Raw genomic sequence first — 16,718 nt, forward strand, 5'->3', positions numbered from 1 at the left:
ACAAAAATGAGTGATTTAGCTGCAACAAACTGTGGATGTGGATGTGAAGGTGGAAACAATGGATGTGGATGTAATTCTGGATGCGGAAACAACTTCTTATGGATTATTATCCTGCTTTGCTGCTGTGGCGGCGGTGGTCTGGGTTCTTCAGGCGGCTGCGGATGTGGCGGCGGCGACAGCTGTATCCTGATCGTCCTTCTCCTGCTCTGCTGCTGTGGCAATGGCAACGGCAACAATTCAGGATGTGGATGCGGATGTGGATGCGGAACATCCCTCTGCTAATCAGCTGAGAAGTCCGGGGAGCTGCATGCGTGCAGCTCCCCCTTCTTTTTCCGCAGACAGGACAGGCTCCTGTATCCTGTCCGGAAACTGCCGGAAAAAAATACCGGGAGCCATGTGTCAGTTTTACATGGACCCCGGTGTTTTTAATTTTGATTATATAATGCTTTCCACGTTTTATTCTTCACTTTTATCTTTGCGTGATTTTTTCTTTTTTTCTTCCGCTGCCTTTTTCAGCCTCTCTTCTTCTTTCTGTTTTTTTGCCGCCATGCAGTCATCATCCACTTCGTAAAATGCATTTCCATCTATGACTAAATGATGTCTCATAAACCTGCCTCCTGTCATTTTTAAGGGAGCGCATGAAGGCGCCCCTTATATATCATATGACTGAGGCAGTGTTCTGTCATACTTTTGCCGGTTTGGGCATATACTTTTGAAAAAAGAAGGATGTGGCCTATGGATGAAGAAGCAATGCCTTTTACAGCTCTTGATAAAATTGCCGGCGGAGAACAGCTGCAGATGTTAAAAGCAATGCTCCCCTATCTGGGAGGAAAAAATCAAAGATTCTTTGCCGTTTTCATCAAGGTCATAGAAATCCAGAATATCCTCTCTTTTTTTAACAGTTCCGGTGAAATGAGCATACACACACAGTCCGAAGGAAAATTTTCCATGACGGATATGCTGGACGACATAAAAAACTATGCCGGAAAATCCCAGCGTGAGAATATCGAACAGGCAATGAGTATGATACAGATCATGAGCATGATGAACGCTTTCACAGATGGCGGCAGCTCACCTGAAGATATGATGAGTGCATTTCTCTCCCCGGAACAGCAGGCTATGTTTTCTGCATATGAATCTATGTTCACTCCTGACGCTTCTGAAGGGGGCGAAGGGGGAGGCTCTGAAAAAGAACAGCCTTAGGGCTGCTTTTGCGTTTACGGGCCGGACACACATGTTTGCAGGACCCTGCAACACTATCTTTGCCACAAAGAAAGGAGTTTTATTATGGAAGATAACAGCTGGATGAATCACCCAAATCTCAAGGGTATCGATAAAACAAAACTGCAGATGCTCCTGGCGCTGACAGAACAGTCTCAGAGCAAATCGCAAAAAGAGCTGCTGCCCTTTTTGCTGGCAGCAGCTTCACAGTCTAAATCTAAAGGTGTAAAATTCACCTCCGATGAGGTCGACACGATCATCAATGTCATGAAAGAGGGCAAATCCAAAGAGGAGATCGCCCGGATGGAAAAGGTCCGGAATATGATGAAGATGATGCAGTAACAGTAACCGCCTTCATCTGTTGCCTTCTGACTCAGCCTCCCACCTGTACATGGAGCCCTGTGGTCCTGGCTACTCCGGCCAGCATTTCCATATGCTCATTTGACGGCGGTTCAATATGCTCCAGTGTATATTCACGTCCAAGTCCATCATATTTATCCTGCCCCAGCCTGTGATACGGCAGAAGGTGCAGCTGCTTTACCCCCTTCAGGCTTCTTGCGAACTGGGCTATCTCCAGGATCTCTGAAGGGGTATCATTAAATGTGGGAATAACAGGTACTCTGATTATAAGTTTTTGTCCTGACCCCGCAATCTTTTTTGCATTTTCCAGGATGAGTTCATTAGACTGCCCTGTAAACAGCTTGTGTTTAGCCCTGTCCACATGCTTGATATCCATCAGGTATAAGTCCAGCCACGGCAGGATCATATCTCTGATCGTCTCGTATGATGCGAAACCTGTTGACTCCAGGGCCGTATTCAATCCCAGGTCTTTAGCCGCCTGGAGGAGGCATGAGGCGAACTGAGGCTGCAGAAGTGATTCGCCGCCTGAGAGTGTAAGCCCTCCCTGAGAGCGCCTGTAATGAGGCATGTCTTTTCTCACCTCATCCATTACCTCTTCAACTGTCACATCCCTGCCTATGATCTTTTCATTTCCATTTTGGATCATTGTCTGTATCTCATAGCTCTGTGACTCCGGATTACAGCACCATTTGCATCTTAAAGCACACCCTTTCAGGAAAACGATAGTCCTGATACCGGGTCCGTCATGGATTGAAAAACGCTGGATATCAAATATCCTTCCCGTCTGCTTTAAATACTCTTTTTCCATATAGGCTCCTGTTTTTATTCAATCATTTATTCAATCAAAATGTCTGCATGGTCCTGTTGATGATGTCATCCTGAAGAGAACGTGACAATGTGGTAAATAATGCGCTGTAGCCCGCCACACGCACCACCAGGGTCTTGTAATTCTCAGGATGTGCCTGAGCATCCAGGAGCGTCTCCCGGCTGACTACATTAAACTGCATATGCATACCTTTCTGGTCAAAAAATCCTCTGATAAGCGATACAAATTTAGTAAGGCCTTCTATTCCGCTCAAAGCTGAAGGATGGAATTTCTGGTTAAACAAAGTTCCGTTGGAAGCAATAAAATGATCCAGCCGCGCCACAGAATTAGCCGTAGCTGTAGGCCCGCTTACATCCTTGCCCTGAACAGGCCCCACCCCGTCTGCGATCGGAGTGTTTGCAAGACGCCCATCAGGTGTTGCCCCTGTCTGAGCCCCTAAAGGCACATTGGCAGACACAGGATAAAGTCCCGCCTGATACTGTCCCCCCCTGGGATTTCTGTACTTCTCAAGAGGCTTCGTATATGTATAAGCCACATCTCTTGCAAACATATCCAGCCATTCTATGTCATTCCCGTACTTGGGCAATTCATCTATCCATTGCAGCAGCCTGTCATACTTCTCCTGCTTCTCTGCCGGAACTGGCGTTTCCCTGACAGTTTTTGCTATCACAGCGATCTCATTTTCACCCGCCTGCACTCCTGCCCTGCCAAGCTGTTCTGCTATCCTGGCTGTCAGCTCTTCCACCCTCTGCGGACTGATGCCTTTTCCAAAATTGTCATCCAGAGCCTCTTTAAACTCTTCCAGTGTCAGCTTCTTATCTTCAAACACAAGTTTTTTGACGGCATAAAGAGAATCAGCGGCATTGGCGATTCCAAATCCCTGGGGACCTGTAAAATTATAGACTGCCCCGCCCTCCTGAAGGGATTTTCCTCTGCCAATACAATCATCTATCATACTTGACTGGAAAGGCAGCGGACAGCGCTCTGCATGAGCCACATCAATACTGTTATCTGCATTAACCATAAGGCCTATGAAATATTCCATCTGCTCTTTGTACGCATCGTAGAACTCATCAAAACTCTTCATGCCTGCTATATCTGCAGTCCTCGGCCCGACCTGCTCACCCAGCTCAAAACCGCTTGAGAATACAAGCTCCAGCGGGCGCAGCATATTAAAGAATGCAGCATCGTGCCAGCCATCCGTCTTTCCATGTGCCTGCGGCTCTACACAGCCGATAATATTATATGTACGTGCATCCTCAAGGCTTACCCCTCTGCTCATCATAGCCGGGATGATTACCTCGTCATTATAATAAGCAGGCAGGCCGATACCCGTTCTCGTCAGTTTGGCTGCCTTGATAAGAAATTCATCAGGTGTCCCGTTCCATACCCTCACAGACAGGGACGGTGCGGGAAGCTGCTCATGCATGGAGGCCTCTATGCACATAAATGAGAGATCATTTGTCACGTCATTTCCCTCAGCGTCCTGTCCGCCCGCTATGAGATTCTGGAACAGGCTGTATCCTGCAAAGCCTTCAGCGCTTCCTGCATCCCTGCACTTATTTAAGTCATTTAATTTCACCCATATACAATCCATCAGTTCCTGGGCAAATTCTCTAGTGATCTTTCCGGCTTTCATATCCGCCTCGTAATACGGATACATATACTGGTCAAATCTTCCCGGTGAGATAGAATGTCCTGAAGATTCAGTCTGAAGCAGCATCTGAACAAACCAGAATGACTGGCATGCCTCATAGAAAGATGTTGCCGGCCTGCCCGGAACCCTGGCGCAGTTTGCGGCGATCTGAAGCAGCTCCTTCTTTCTCACCTCATCCTTACACTTTTCTGCCTCACTGGCTGCCAGCAGTGCATAACGGTGCGCATAATCAATAGCAGCCTGGCAGCTCATGATGGCAGCTTTTAAAAAGCTTGAACGCTTCTGGTAATCCTCATCAGACACCTTCAGCCTGTGAAGCTCTTTCTCCGCCTTCTCGATAATGCCCTCGAAGCCTGATTCCAGCACTTCCTCATACTTCACCGTAAAATGACCTATTCCATTATAGAAATAGTTGCCGGGCGTAAAAATATTGTGCTCCATGGCTCTGAGAGTCTCTTCTGCCATATAGGAAGTGGCCAGCTCACTTGTGGTCTTTCCTTTCCAGTACTTATAGACCTCATGAAGCTGCTCCTTCGTCTCATCGGAAATATAAAATGGATCCGCGCTCCTCTTCTCCACTGTGTCAAATTCCGCTTCCAGCCATTCAAAAGAATATTCAGGGAACACCTGGCACCCTCTGGCTGTCTTTGTATTGCTGCCGACGACCAGCTCTCCCGGCCTGATCGTAATGGGCAGCTCATGACATATCTTCTCAAACGCTTTTCCTCTGCGGATAATAACAGGTTCACCTTCTGTCTCCTGATAGCTCTCAGTAAGAATAACAGCCCTCTCAGCTTCGATAACAGGCAGGTGGTCATAGAGGTCTTCGATCAGCCTGGCAATCCTGGGACTCCTGGCAATATCACCGTCATAGTAATTCTTCATGCGCCTTCTCCTTTATAGTATGTTCCGTCTGCTTTACTGTTTTGCATCATCTGCCAGAATACACTCTCTGACTAAGGTCAGCGCATTTACAACAGAACTTTCTCTTACCTTGCTGCGCTCACCCTTAAAGTGGAATTCTTTTACAGTGACCTTATTATTGTAAGAACAGGCCATATACACAAGACCAACCGGCTTTTCTTCTGTGCCGCCGTCAGGTCCTGCTATTCCCGTCACAGAGACACAGATGTCAGAGCCTGTAATAAACGCTCCGTTTTTGGCCATCTCCTTGGCAGTCTTATCACTGACTGCTCCACAGTCCTTCAGTGTGTTTTTCTTAACATCCAGCAGCTTGCGTTTAGCCCTGTTGCTGTATGTGACAAGTCCCTGCTTGAAAACCTCGGAGACTCCCGGCACATTAGTAAGCCTTGCCGCCAGCATGCCGCCGGTGCAGGATTCTGCTGTGGTGAGTGTCAGCTGCTTCTCCAGGAGCAGGTCAACAATAGCCTCCTCCAGAGTCTTGCTCTCGTCTGTCGTATAGATATTAGAGCCAAAGCGGTTCCTGAGTTCCTTGACAACAGGCTTTATCAGCTTCTTAGCTTCCTTTTCATCACCTGCCTTGGCAGTGATCCTCAGGTGGACTTCCCCCGTCTTTGCATATGGGGCTATGGTTGGATTTGTCTGATTCTCAATCAGGTCTGCTATCTGAGTCTCCACATAGCTTTCACCCAGACCGCAGATCTTTACCATGGCAGAACATATGATCTCAGGCTGGAGTTTATTCAGGTACGGAAAAATATCCTGTTCAAACATCGGCACCAGCTCATTTGGAGGCCCTGGCAGCAGGATTACAGATTTCCCATCCTTTTCCATTATAAGGCCGGGAGCTGTGCCGTTCTTATTGTCCACCACGATGGCTCCTTCCGGAATGAGCGCCTGCTTCCAGTTATTATCCGTTATGATCTTAAACTGGCTGTTCTTAAAGTATTCTTCAATCCTGGCTTTTGTATGGGCATCCTCAACAAGCTCATATCCCATCACCTTTGCAGCCACCTCTTTTGTAAGATCATCCTTCGTTGGCCCAAGGCCTCCGCTTAAGATGACCACGTCAGAACGCCCGGCTGCCGTCTTTATAGTTTCTGCAAGACGCTCTTCATTGTCTCCCACCACAGACTGATGGTACATTGAAAGTCCCAGCAGAGCACATTTCTCCGCAAGATATGCCGCATTTGTATTGACAATGTTTCCAAGTAAAAGCTCTGTTCCTACGCTAATCAATTCTACTATCATACGTTCTCCTCAATTTTATAAACAGTCCACTGACTCTGCTCCTTTATCCCTGCATGGAAAGGACCTGTTTATTCTTCCAAATATAATCCACCAGTGAGACTACTGTCAGCACCAGCGCTATATAAGTGACCACGATCTCCAGTGTTGTAAATATACCTCCCAGATCTGCGATCAGCAATATGATCATCGTCATCTGAGAAACCGTCTTCAGCTTGCCCCACCAGCTTGCCGCGATCACGATACCATTGTCAGCAGCCACCAGCCTGAATCCACTGATGATAAATTCCCTGCTGATAATGATTATGACGATCCAGCTTGCCAGCTTTCCCGAATCGATCAGGCAGATCATTGCGGAACATACTAAAAGCTTGTCTGCAAGAGGATCCATAAATTTCCCGAAATTAGTCACCTGATGGTTTTTTCTGGCCAGATACCCGTCAAGAGTGTCAGTCAGGCTGGCTACTGCAAAGATAGCCAGTGCAATCCATTTCGAATACTCAGATCCGCCGGCCAGCATGAAAAATACAAAAAACGGAATGAGTACAATTCTCAAAATAGTTAATAAATTAGGCGTATTCATTCGGCTATCTCTCCTATCAAATCATATTCTAAAGCCCCGGTTATCCTGACCCTGACAAAATCTCCCGAAACAAGTGTCTCATCAGTATTGATGAACAAATAGCCATCAACACCCGGTGCATCCCCATAGGTTCTTGCCACATAGGCATTCTCATCCGCCACTTTTCCTTCTACCATAGCCAGGACTGTCATCCCCACTCTGTCGGCCGCCTTTTCAAAAGCGATCTCCTGCTGGAGCTCCATCAGCTCATCCCTGCGGTCCAGCTTGACTTCCTCATCGACCTGGTCATCCATCAAGGCGGCAGGCGTATCTTCCTCAGGGGAATATGCAAATACCCCAAGCCTGTCAAATTCCATCTGATCGATAAAGGCAGCCAGCTCTTCGTGCTGCTCCTCAGTCTCCCCTGGGAAACCGCTGATGAGCGTAGTCCTCAGGATGATATCCGGTATCTCCCTGCGCAGCTTCTCTACGATAGCTGTGAGCTGGGCCTTGCTGGTACGCCGCCCCATCCTTCTAAGTATGGTATCATTGGCATGCTGGATAGGCAGATCCAGATAGTGGCAGATCTTAGGTTCTTCCTTCATAGTCTGTATAAGTTCATCATAGATCTCCTCCGGATAGCAGTAAAGTATCCTGATCCATCGTATACCACTGATCTGGCAGAGCCTTTTCAGCAGCAGGTGAAGACTTTTTCTGCCATACAGGTCCACCCCGTAAAGCGTAGTCTCCTGGGCTACAAGAATCAGCTCCCTGACTCCCTCCAAAGCTAGTTCCTCCGCCTCAGCCGCCAGCTCTTCCATCGGTATACTTCTATAATTGCCACGAATCTTAGGAATAATACAATAAGTACAGTGCTTGTCACACCCTTCTGCAATTTTCAGGTGGGCATAATGGCCTCCTGTAGTTAAAATCCTCTTTGATTTTACCTGAGGCAGCAGGTCCAGATCCTTGAATTCCAGCAGGTGTTCACCCCCAAGAGCCTTTTTCACCGCTTCCAGGATATCATCAAAAGAAGTGGTGCCAAGCACTGCATCCACCTCAGGGATCTCATCGATGATCTCAGCCCTGTACCTCTGAGCCAGACATCCTGTGACAATCAGCGCCCTGCAGCTTCCTTCCTTTCTGTACTCAGCCATTGTCAGAATGTTCTGTATGCTCTCTTCCTTAGCATCGTTGATGAAACAGCATGTATTAATAACTATTATATCTGCCTCTGACTCTTCGTCAGTCAGTTCATATCCCTCTTTTGCCAGTATTCCCAGCATGCGTTCTGAATCTACAAGATTCTTGTCACAGCCCAGGGAAATAAAAAGTAATTTCATAAAAGCTCCTCATAATTTGATTATTGGCGGGGCTGATTGCTGAATGCAATCAGATCCTCTAATTTCTTTAGTGCCATACCTGAATCGATAGACTCTTTGGCCAGTTCAATACCTTCCTCGATTGAATCAGCCTTACCGCCCACATAGATCGTTGCGCCTGCATTCAGAAGCACCACATCACGCCGGTGTCCCACAGATCCTTTCAGGATATCTTTCGTAATAGCCGCGTTGATCCTGGCGTCCCCTCCCTGAAGACATTCCAGTATCGTCCTGCGCATACCGAACTGCTCCGGGGTCAGAACATAATTGATAACCTGTCCGTCCCTGATCTCAGAGACTACAGTGTCGGCTGCTGTAGAGATCTCATCCATTCCGTCCTTTGCACTGACTACAAGAGCCCTGTCAACTCCCATAATGCGCATTGCCTGGGCAAATACCTCTACAAGCTCAGGGTTAAATACACCAATCACCTGATTCTTCGCACCTGATGGATTGGAGAGAGGTCCCAGGATATTGAATATAGAACGGATCCCCATCTCACTTCTGGCCTGCCCCACGTTCTTCATGGATTTGTGGAATACTTGGGCAAACATGAAACCAATGCCTATCTCCTCAACAGCCTTCTCTACCTCCTTAGGCTCCGCCATAATGTTAACACCCAGGGATTCCAGCACATCGCCCGAACCGCTTTTGCTTGAAATAGAACGGTTCCCGTGCTTGGCGATAGGAACTCCGGCGCCTGCCGCCACAAACGCCGATGTAGTTGAAATATTAAATGAGTAACTGCAGTCACCGCCTGTTCCTACTATATCTACATAATTTTCCACCTTTGGGGAGATATGTTCTGCTTTGTCCCTGAGCACAGTGGCGCATCCTACGATCTCATCCAATGTCTCACCCTTCATTCTGAGCCCTGTCAGAAATGCCGCTATCTGAGCCTGTGTGGCTTTGCCGCTCAGCATCATCTCCATGGCGCTCATAGCGTCCTCCATGGGCAGCGAACGGCCTTCTACTACTTCCTTGATAAATCTCTTCATGCTGACCTCTCCTCTATCTTCACTTTGTGATCGTTAATTTTTACATCATATCAAACAGTTACAAATATTGTACTATTTTAAAACAAAAAGGTCAATAAAGAATAGAAAAATCCAGGTTTCTGTGTAAGAAATCTGGACTTTATATTTTCCTATGACTTTCTGCCAGGCTCCTCTGTTATGATAGCGGCCTCCGCCTCACTGGCAGCTTTCTTTGCCTTCTTGACAAGGCTGTTGAGCATAAAGATATCAAAAAGACTGATCAGACCGTCAGCCAACAGCCCCGCCCCGAGCAGGATCATCATGACTTCTGCTGCTTCAAATGGGTTGATCACCAGTATGATGCCCACCCCTACCATGAGCAGCGATGCCACCAGGATAAGATACCACTTCGTAAATCCCAGCTTCTTCATATCAAGACAGTTCTGGAACTTCACAACTGCCCCGAGAAGCATGATCACACCAACTACAAACGGCAGAATAGATATAATGAACTCAGGCTTTACCAGCACAAAAATTCCAAACGCCAGCAGACAGATACCTGATACCATATCCATCTGAAGCATTGCCTGCATCTTATCACGTGTAAAATAGATGATGATATGGACCAGCCCGAAAATAACGCTCATGACCCCCAGAACATAACAGAAAGTCTTCATAGATACATCCGGCCAGATAAGCAGCACAATACCAAATATAATATCTGTAACAGCCATAAGGCTGTAAGCGTTTTTAAACGCCTTCATATCTTTCATATCCGCCTCCCTCTTTGGCAATCACCCCAAACTCTTTATTCTTCTGTCTCTGTATCCTCTGAGCCGCCGTCTTCCTCCGCCAGCTGCATATTGTCGTTCATCCCCAGCATAGCCTCTGCCTGGGCGATCTCTTCCTTGTCAGCCATCTCATCCTCACCGAGGACTTTGATCTTACCCTTATTCAGCTCTTCCACTGCTACAGAAAGCGGTTTCTTCCCTGCCGCATATACAAGCGGCTCCGCTCCCCCGATGATCTGCCTGGCCCTCTTAGCTGTAGCCATGACGATAGAATAGCGGCTGTTGACTACAGGTGTATCTCCCTGTTCAACCTCGCTGTTTACGATTTTCATTAAATCTGTGTAGGATGGATGTAACATATTATTTCTCCTCTCGTTTGCTTTTCTATATTCATTTTACTTAATACCATAACAGTGCACATACTTTTATGCGTCTATTCAAACGCTTTCAGTTCACGGCGCATCTGCCCGATGATCTCCTGATTGCGTTCCACGCTGCAGTGCTCACTTTGTATAATTCCGTGAAGCTCCCTGATACATGTGTCCAGATCATCATTGATCACAAGATAATCATATTCCTCTATCCCTTCAGCCTCCTGGACAGCTCTTGCCAGCCGGGACGCTATCACATCCTCAGACTCGGTACCTCTCCCGGTCAGCCTCTCCCGCAGCAGCGCCGCGCTGGGAGGCATTACAAACAGCAGCAGGGTATCCGGGTAAGCCTTTTTTACTTTAAGCGCACCCTGGATCTCAATCTCCAGTATCACATCTTTCCCTTCATCCAGCTTCTTCTGCACATATTCCTTGGGAGTTCCGTAGTAATTATCCACGTACTTTGCATATTCTATAAAAGAATCCTCCTCTATCATGTTCTCGAATTCTTCCACAGTTTTAAAAAAATACGCCTTTCCGTCTTCCTCCCCTGCCCGTGGCTTTCTTGTGGTAGCTGAGACAGATAATGCATAATTGTCATATCTCTCCAGAAGCCCTTTCACAAGAGTCCCCTTGCCGGCGCCGGAAAATCCGGAAAGCACCATCAGGATTCCTTTCCTACTCATCGCTATCTCCTCTCTCTGCCTCTGCCCTGCCGTCCAGATCCAGCACGGCAAAGCGCTTTGTTATCGTATCAGGCTGCAGCGCCGATAACACTATATGGTCTTCCTCGGTGATTATAACAGCCTTTGTCCTCCGCCCCTGTGTGGCATCAATTATGCTGCCTGCCTCTTTTGCTCTCTGCACCAGACGCTTTATGGGCGCGGCATCCGGACTGACCACGGCAACTACCTTGTCAGAATTAACCACATTTCCAAAACCTATGTTTATCAATCTAGCCATTGTCTTATCCTATTCTATGTTCTGTATCTGCTCACGCACTTTTTCAATCTCTGTCTTGAGATTTATGGCGATATTAGATGTCGTAAGGTCATTTGCCTTGGATAAAATGGTGTTCGCTTCTCTGTTCATCTCCTGGGCAATAAAATCCAGTTTCCTGCCCACTGCCCCTCCCTCATTCAGCGAGGCGGCCATAGAATCAATATGGCTCTTAAGACGCACAGTCTCTTCATCAGTACATATCTTATCCGCATAGAGAATGACTTCTGAAGCCAGCCTGTTCTCATCTATCTGTGAATCCTGCAGCAGCTCCCCAACTTTTTCGTGAAGAGATGCCCGGTAATCCTCCATGATCTGCGGATAGCGTTCTTCCACTGCTTCCACATCGCTTCTCATCCCTGCGAGCTTCTGCAGAAGGTCAGCTTTGAGCACTTCGCCCTCACGCTCTCTGGAACTGGTAAACTGGACACAGGCCTGGATGAGGGCTCCCTTTAAAACTCCCCATATCTCTTCTTCATCAGCAGTCTCTTCTTCCATAGTAAATACTTCCGGACATCTTCCCAGGGCAGATACCCTGATATCATTTTCAAGGCCAAAGGTTTCCGACATCTGCTTAAAATACTTCAGATACTGCCCTGCCACTGCCTCATTATACTTCAGTGACACATTGGACTGGGTATAGTCTTCATACGTTATAAAGACATCCACCTTTCCCCTCTGGATATATTCCTTTAAAAGAGTGCGGATGCTTGCCTCAAAAAACCCGAGCTTCTTAGGCATACGGATATTCACATCAAAATACCTGTGATTGACCGCCTTCATCTCAACTGTAAACTTTCGCTCATTTTGGATGATTTCACCTCTTCCAAAACCTGTCATACTTTTTATCATATTCATTCGCCCATTTCAATTCGTTTTGTGACAGGCCACAAGCTGCCACATTAAAAATATTATAAAACAAAGGCACTTCACCGTCAACACATTTTTGTTATAGTTCAGCCGGCTACCGTCTTAACTATAACAAAAAAGAGCTGGAAACACTGCGCATAATCTGATATACTTTTCTGTAACTGTCAATACTTCACAGTTACATGTAAACGCAAAGGAGAATTGAAATGGCTTTAGACGGAATCGTAATCGCCAATGTGGTCCGCGACCTGAACAGTACCATTCTGGGCGGTAAAATAAATAAAATAGCACAGCCGGAAAATGATGAGCTGCTCATCACAGTAAAAAACCAGAAGACCCAATACCGCCTTCTGATCTCTGCAGGCGCCAGCCTGCCGCTCATCTACCTGACAGAATCCAACAAACCAAGTCCGATCACCGCCCCTAATTTCTGTATGCTGCTGCGCAAGCACATCGGAAGCGGCAGATTCACAAGGATATGGCAGCCGGGTCTGGAGAGGATCATTAATTTTGAGATTGAACACTTAAATGAACTGGGCGACCTGTGCACCAAGACCCTGGTGGTTGAGATCATGGGCAAGCACAGCAATATTATTTTCTGCGGAGATGAAGGAAAAATCATAGACAGCATCAAGCATGTCCCGGCTCAGATGAGTTCTGTCCGTGAAGTACTTCCCGGACGGGATTATTTCATACCGGAGACACAGCACAAGTTAAATCCGCTTGAGGCCGGGGAAGCTGCATTTGCGGATGCTGTCTTCACAAAACCCATGCCGCTGGGAAAGGCACTGCATACTTCTCTCACCGGCATCAGCCCCCTGATAGCAGAGGAAGTCTGCCACAGGGCCTCCCTGGAATCTTCACAGAGCGCAAATACCTTTACTGAGCTGGAAAGGATACATCTCTACGGCATTTTTACACATCTCATGGATGATGTGAGGGAGGGAAACTTCACTCCCAATATCGTATTTAACGGAAAAGAGCCTGTGGACTTTTCTTCTGTGACACTTACCCAGTACAGCGATATGTCTGTCCGGGGCTGCCTTTCCGTCTCCGAGGTACTGGAGAATTATTATGCTGTGAAGAACACGATCACCCGCATACGCCAGAAATCTTCTGACCTTCGCAGGATCGTGCAGACTGCGCTTGAAAGAAACCGCAAAAAATACGACCTTCAGCTCAGGCAGATGAAGGATACTGAGAAGAAAGATAAGTATAAAGTTTACGGAGAACTCATCAACACATATGGATATGGCCTGGAACCAGGCGCAAAGAAGCTTGAGGCCCTGAATTATTATACAAATGAAATGGTCACTATACCTTTAGACCCCACACTTACGCCTCAGGAAAACGCCCAGAAGAATTTTGATAAATATAATAAGCTGAAGCGTACCTGCGAGGCACTGACTGATCTTATAAAAGAGACAAAGTCTGAGATCGACCACCTGGAATCTATCAGCACAGCGCTTGATATCGCCCTGTCTGAGGACGACCTGGTCCAGGTCAAGGAAGAACTGACTGAATACGGATATATCAAACGCCGTTTTGCGGGGAATAAAAAGCCCAAGATCACATCAAAGCCTTTTCATTATATATCAAGTGACGGCTACCACATTTATGTGGGTAAAAATAATTATCAAAATGAAGAGCTTACCTTTAAATTCGCCACAGGCAATGACTGGTGGTTCCATGCAAAAGGCGCCCCCGGTTCCCACGTGATCGTAAAGTCCAATAACGAGGAACTGCCGGACAAGACATTTGAGGAGGCAGCCAGGCTTGCCGCCTACTACTCAAAAAACCGCGGCTCTGACAAGGTCGAAGTAGATTATATAGAAAAGAAACATGTAAAAAAGACGAACGGGGGACCGCCCGGATTCGTCATCTACCATACAAACTATTCCATGGTAATTGATTCTGATATATCAGGGATCAAGACAGGGGATTGACCTGCCAGCCTCAGGATTGGGAGACCGGCTCCAGAAGGCATAAAAGCTCTTGAAGAGTGCTCACTTCTGCCCCGGTCTGTCCTGTACCGCTGTCTTTGCCCCACTCTCCGCGTCTTATCCTGATAAACCTGCAGCCCGCGCGCCGGGCTGTTTCTTTATCTTTGTCCTCATCACCCACAAAACATATTTCGGTTACTGGTACAGAAAAATATTCTGCTATGTCAAAAATCCCTATAGGATCTGGTTTTCGTCTTCCGCAGCTCTGTGATGACACATAAATATCTAAATACGGAAATATCTCCCATACGCTTTTTTTAAAAAATTCATCAGGCATTGCCGTTGGAAGATCTGTCAGTGCTGCTGTCCTGTATCCCGCTTTTTTTAACTGAATGAGAGCCGGTACCGTATCCTGATATATTCTTCCTTTTAATTCGAGTCCGCTGTAAAACAGTTTTGCACATCTGCCAGCATCCAGCCTGCAGTCCCAGGTCTCAGTACAACGTTGAAAGATAAACTCCGGGGTAAGCTCTTCTTCTCGGTAATTGATCCTGGGATTGTAACTCTTAAGAATATCGGCAGCGGCATTTATCTGGCTTTCCCCTGCCGGCCTCCCCATAACCTCATTCACGTATTTGAATCCCTGTACATAATAATCCGTCCAGCAGGAAGGCATACCCTCAAATTCCATGAGGGTGCCTCCCAGATCAAAAATCACAATGTTTGTTTTTTGTTTCATATAACATTTACCTGGCACATCTTCATCGCCTCAAGTGCATTTCTGTGGCTGGCAGGCGTTACCCCCGCACAGCAGCTGCCATCTACCGTCACAAGCGTTTCCGGCATAAAAGTCTTAACAAGCATAGCGTTTGAGATCACGCAGATATCTGTACAAAGTCCGCAGAGTTCCACCTCCGCCGCTTCCCTGTAGATTCCCTGCTCCAGATCCCTTCCGAATCCGTCTGAACCGAAGGTCACTTTTTCATAGATCCTGTCATTGGCGGCGTCTGCAGACTCTTTGATTTTGCCGCACAGCTCCCACCCGGCAGTTCCTTTTATGCAATGAGGCACCGGCAGTTTCTCACCCTCCTGGGTCCTCAGATAAAGATCCGTGTGCGTATCCATTGTAAAGACGACCTCACAGTTAAATTTTCTGTACTCTTCTATCTTCTTCACCACATTGTCCACGATCTGTACAGCTTCCCCTGTCCCTAAAGCTCCGTCCACAAAGTCATTCTGCATATCCACTACTACGAGAATCTTTTTCTGGGCTGTCTTTGCCGCATATTCCAGCTTTCCTGTATCAAACAAAAGCTGCAGGAGCCCATAGCGGTTGCGGAGCTCTTTTGCATAAAGGATACTGTTCTCTACCATCTTCGGGGGTACGCCTATCTCCTTGGGGAGTGAGGGTGCGCCCATCTCTTCCAGCAGTGTTTTTATCTCTCCGGCATCAGGAAGACCTGCTGCCATCTTTAATATTTCTTCTCTGTGCTCTGCAATTATCTTCCTTCTGGCATTCACACCGCTGTCTGCATTTTTATGTACCTTCTCCTCTAATGCAATGACACCACAAGCAGCCACCCCATATGCAGCTTCTATATTTTTCTTCCATTTTTCTTCGTCAAAACAGGAAGCCTTGGCTGTATCTATATCTGCCAGAAACTCCTCCAGTCTGTGGTATAGCCCGAGAGCTATGACTGTGCCCACAGCCACTTTTGTACCATGCCATGCACATGGCCTGTCTGCCTGCAGAAACATCATCTCCCAATAGTGGGACAGATGGTGCTCGCTGCCGGAAGCCGGCCTTGAATTTCCTATGTAACTCATTCCGATCCCTGAAAGAATCAGAGCTTCCATCACAGCGCCAACAGACTCCTCATCCCTGCTCTTAATCTTCTCAGACGCATTTACCACTGTTTCAATAGATGTCCTGATAAGATTCTCCACATAACTGCAGTGATACTCTCCATTTATGATCTGGGACAATTTCCAGTCCGCCAGGCAGACATATTTTCCCAGAATATCGCCTACACCAGCAGTAATCATGGACATTGGGGCCTTTGACAGGATCTCCAGTTCACCGATTATGGCCTTGGGCATCCCGACTTCATATGTAGTTTTTACATTATTTATGATCAGCGGGGCCACATTCGATGCATATCCGTCCATAGAAGGTGCAGTGGCAATGATGAAGTAATCCATATGCCTCTGAAAACTGAAGTATTTGCAGAGGTCATTGATCGTGCCTGAACCCACTGCCAGGATCAGATCACATTCCGGATCCACCTGAGCCTCCAGCAGTTCAAGAGCTGTCTCATCAGGCACAAGGGCATCTGTCTCAAACACGATTTTATAATAATGGATATTATGCTGCTTTAAAGTTTCTTCTACCTTATCTCCTGCTGCAGCCTGTGTCTTTATATCAGATACAATACAAATCTTCCTGTATCCTCCTGCGATCACCAGTTCCGGCAGTCTTTTGATCGCATTTTTCTCTACCAGTATATCCGAGATCTGGCAGTTATGGATATGACCGCATTCACAATTAATGTCCTTCTTTAAATATTCATCCCAGTTTCTCATGTCTCTC

17 protein-coding genes and 1 pseudogene are annotated in these 16,718 nt (G+C 46.9%); 4 read left to right on the top strand and 14 right to left on the bottom strand.

Translation table 11 applies throughout. The annotated features are described in order from the left end of the window. Positions 1 to 6 precede the first annotated feature (6 nt). Positions 7 to 282: a chorion class high-cysteine HCB protein 13 gene (locus NSB28_RS24945; protein ID WP_109624436.1), complete on the top strand. Its 276-nt coding sequence runs from the start codon at positions 7 to 9 to the stop codon at positions 280 to 282. 174 nt (positions 283 to 456) lie between these two features. On the opposite strand, the gene NSB28_RS02085 is transcribed toward NSB28_RS24945, so the two are convergent. Next, positions 457 to 606, bottom strand: a complete 150-nt coding sequence (locus NSB28_RS02085) for a hypothetical protein (RefSeq protein ID WP_187374088.1) — start codon at positions 604 to 606, stop codon at positions 457 to 459. A 129-nt stretch (positions 607 to 735) separates the two neighbouring features. Between NSB28_RS02085 and NSB28_RS02090 the strand changes: the two genes are divergently transcribed. Both NSB28_RS02090 and NSB28_RS02095 read left to right on the top strand, forming a co-directional pair. Beyond that, the gene (locus tag NSB28_RS02090; protein ID WP_109624435.1) at positions 736 to 1,203 is read left to right on the top strand and encodes a hypothetical protein; all 468 of its coding nucleotides are present in this window, start codon (positions 736 to 738) and stop codon (positions 1,201 to 1,203) included. An 84-nt stretch (positions 1,204 to 1,287) separates the two neighbouring features. Continuing rightward, on the top strand, positions 1,288 to 1,563 hold the full coding sequence (locus NSB28_RS02095; protein ID WP_109624434.1) for a hypothetical protein: 276 nt from the start codon (positions 1,288 to 1,290) through the stop codon (positions 1,561 to 1,563). A 31-nt stretch (positions 1,564 to 1,594) separates the two neighbouring features. On the opposite strand, the gene NSB28_RS02100 is transcribed toward NSB28_RS02095, so the two are convergent. From NSB28_RS02100 to NSB28_RS02150, 11 genes and pseudogenes are all read right to left on the bottom strand, one after another. Further along, complete coding sequence (locus NSB28_RS02100) at positions 1,595 to 2,389, bottom strand: glycyl-radical enzyme activating protein (RefSeq protein WP_109624433.1); 795 nt, start codon at positions 2,387 to 2,389, stop codon at positions 1,595 to 1,597. Between the two features lie 34 nt (positions 2,390 to 2,423). After that, positions 2,424 to 4,949 carry a glycyl radical protein gene (locus NSB28_RS02105; protein WP_109624432.1) on the bottom strand — a complete coding sequence of 842 codons (2,526 nt, stop codon included), beginning with the start codon at positions 4,947 to 4,949 and terminating at the stop codon, positions 2,424 to 2,426. 33 nt (positions 4,950 to 4,982) lie between these two features. Next, entirely contained in the window at positions 4,983 to 6,236 is a 1,254-nt protein-coding gene (locus tag NSB28_RS02110; RefSeq protein WP_109624431.1) for a competence/damage-inducible protein A, read from the bottom strand. A 43-nt stretch (positions 6,237 to 6,279) separates the two neighbouring features. Further along, on the bottom strand, positions 6,280 to 6,816 hold the full coding sequence (pgsA, locus tag NSB28_RS02115; RefSeq protein WP_109624430.1) for a CDP-diacylglycerol--glycerol-3-phosphate 3-phosphatidyltransferase: 537 nt from the start codon (positions 6,814 to 6,816) through the stop codon (positions 6,280 to 6,282). Then, on the bottom strand, positions 6,813 to 8,138 hold the full coding sequence (rimO, locus tag NSB28_RS02120) for a 30S ribosomal protein S12 methylthiotransferase RimO (protein ID WP_109624429.1): 1,326 nt from the start codon (positions 8,136 to 8,138) through the stop codon (positions 6,813 to 6,815). The genes pgsA and rimO overlap by 4 nt, the downstream gene beginning before the upstream one ends. A 20-nt stretch (positions 8,139 to 8,158) precedes the next feature. After that, positions 8,159 to 9,175 (bottom strand): anthranilate phosphoribosyltransferase, encoded by a 1,017-nt coding sequence (trpD, locus tag NSB28_RS02125; protein ID WP_109624428.1) that lies wholly within the window; start codon positions 9,173 to 9,175, stop codon positions 8,159 to 8,161. Between the two features lie 149 nt (positions 9,176 to 9,324). Next, positions 9,325 to 9,927: an HdeD family acid-resistance protein gene (locus NSB28_RS02130; RefSeq protein ID WP_109624427.1), complete on the bottom strand. Its 603-nt coding sequence runs from the start codon at positions 9,925 to 9,927 to the stop codon at positions 9,325 to 9,327. A 146-nt stretch (positions 9,928 to 10,073) separates the two neighbouring features. Beyond that, positions 10,074 to 10,304, bottom strand: a pseudogene (gene rpoZ / locus NSB28_RS02135) (DNA-directed RNA polymerase subunit omega); the annotation flags it as partial. A 74-nt stretch (positions 10,305 to 10,378) separates the two neighbouring features. Further along, entirely contained in the window at positions 10,379 to 11,002 is a 624-nt protein-coding gene (gene gmk / locus NSB28_RS02140) for a guanylate kinase (protein WP_109624425.1), read from the bottom strand. Further along, a complete protein-coding gene (locus NSB28_RS02145) occupies positions 10,995 to 11,279 on the bottom strand; it encodes a DUF370 domain-containing protein (RefSeq protein ID WP_109624424.1) in 285 nt (94 codons plus the stop codon). Before NSB28_RS02145 ends, gmk begins: the two co-directional genes overlap by 8 nt. A gap of 9 nt (positions 11,280 to 11,288) precedes the next feature. Beyond that, the gene (locus NSB28_RS02150; RefSeq protein ID WP_109624423.1) at positions 11,289 to 12,167 is read right to left on the bottom strand and encodes a YicC/YloC family endoribonuclease; all 879 of its coding nucleotides are present in this window, start codon (positions 12,165 to 12,167) and stop codon (positions 11,289 to 11,291) included. Between the two features lie 224 nt (positions 12,168 to 12,391). On the opposite strand from NSB28_RS02150, the gene NSB28_RS02155 reads away from it, so the two are divergent. Continuing rightward, on the top strand, positions 12,392 to 14,131 hold the full coding sequence (locus NSB28_RS02155; protein ID WP_109624422.1) for an Rqc2 family fibronectin-binding protein: 1,740 nt from the start codon (positions 12,392 to 12,394) through the stop codon (positions 14,129 to 14,131). 10 nt (positions 14,132 to 14,141) lie between these two features. Here the strand turns inward: NSB28_RS02155 and NSB28_RS02160 are convergent, their stop codons facing one another. Continuing rightward, positions 14,142 to 14,867, bottom strand: coding sequence for an HAD family hydrolase (locus tag NSB28_RS02160; RefSeq protein WP_109624421.1), 726 nt, complete (start codon positions 14,865 to 14,867; stop codon positions 14,142 to 14,144). Continuing rightward, a complete protein-coding gene (locus NSB28_RS24600; RefSeq protein WP_306812107.1) occupies positions 14,864 to 16,711 on the bottom strand; it encodes an iron-containing alcohol dehydrogenase in 1,848 nt (615 codons plus the stop codon). Before NSB28_RS24600 ends, NSB28_RS02160 begins: the two co-directional genes overlap by 4 nt. Positions 16,712 to 16,718 lie beyond the last annotated feature (7 nt).

The sequence above is a fragment of the Murimonas intestini genome (assembly GCF_024622195.1).
Taxonomy (GTDB): domain Bacteria; phylum Bacillota; class Clostridia; order Lachnospirales; family Lachnospiraceae; genus Murimonas; species Murimonas intestini.

What these genes read in the sequence shown, in the direction of transcription:
- NSB28_RS02110 (WP_109624431.1), bottom strand. Translation starts at nt 6,236, where the DNA reads ATGATAGTAGAATTGATTAGCGTAGGAACAGAGCTTTTACTTGGAAAC.
- NSB28_RS02155 (WP_109624422.1), top strand. Translation starts at nt 12,392, where the DNA reads ATGGCTTTAGACGGAATCGTAATCGCCAATGTGGTCCGCGACCTGAAC.
- NSB28_RS02105 (WP_109624432.1), bottom strand. Translation starts at nt 4,949, where the DNA reads ATGAAGAATTACTATGACGGTGATATTGCCAGGAGTCCCAGGATTGCC.
- NSB28_RS02100 (WP_109624433.1), bottom strand. Translation starts at nt 2,389, where the DNA reads ATGGAAAAAGAGTATTTAAAGCAGACGGGAAGGATATTTGATATCCAG.
- NSB28_RS02145 (WP_109624424.1), bottom strand. Translation starts at nt 11,279, where the DNA reads ATGGCTAGATTGATAAACATAGGTTTTGGAAATGTGGTTAATTCTGAC.
- pgsA (WP_109624430.1), bottom strand. Translation starts at nt 6,816, where the DNA reads ATGAATACGCCTAATTTATTAACTATTTTGAGAATTGTACTCATTCCG.
- rimO (WP_109624429.1), bottom strand. Translation starts at nt 8,138, where the DNA reads ATGAAATTACTTTTTATTTCCCTGGGCTGTGACAAGAATCTTGTAGAT.
- trpD (WP_109624428.1), bottom strand. Translation starts at nt 9,175, where the DNA reads ATGAAGAGATTTATCAAGGAAGTAGTAGAAGGCCGTTCGCTGCCCATG.
- NSB28_RS02095 (WP_109624434.1), top strand. Translation starts at nt 1,288, where the DNA reads ATGGAAGATAACAGCTGGATGAATCACCCAAATCTCAAGGGTATCGAT.
- NSB28_RS02085 (WP_187374088.1), bottom strand. Translation starts at nt 606, where the DNA reads ATGAGACATCATTTAGTCATAGATGGAAATGCATTTTACGAAGTGGAT.
- NSB28_RS02130 (WP_109624427.1), bottom strand. Translation starts at nt 9,927, where the DNA reads ATGAAAGATATGAAGGCGTTTAAAAACGCTTACAGCCTTATGGCTGTT.
- NSB28_RS02090 (WP_109624435.1), top strand. Translation starts at nt 736, where the DNA reads ATGGATGAAGAAGCAATGCCTTTTACAGCTCTTGATAAAATTGCCGGC.
- gmk (WP_109624425.1), bottom strand. Translation starts at nt 11,002, where the DNA reads ATGAGTAGGAAAGGAATCCTGATGGTGCTTTCCGGATTTTCCGGCGCC.
- NSB28_RS02150 (WP_109624423.1), bottom strand. Translation starts at nt 12,167, where the DNA reads ATGATAAAAAGTATGACAGGTTTTGGAAGAGGTGAAATCATCCAAAAT.
- NSB28_RS24945 (WP_109624436.1), top strand. Translation starts at nt 7, where the DNA reads ATGAGTGATTTAGCTGCAACAAACTGTGGATGTGGATGTGAAGGTGGA.
- NSB28_RS24600 (WP_306812107.1), bottom strand. Translation starts at nt 16,711, where the DNA reads ATGAGAAACTGGGATGAATATTTAAAGAAGGACATTAATTGTGAATGC.
- NSB28_RS02160 (WP_109624421.1), bottom strand. Translation starts at nt 14,867, where the DNA reads ATGAAACAAAAAACAAACATTGTGATTTTTGATCTGGGAGGCACCCTC.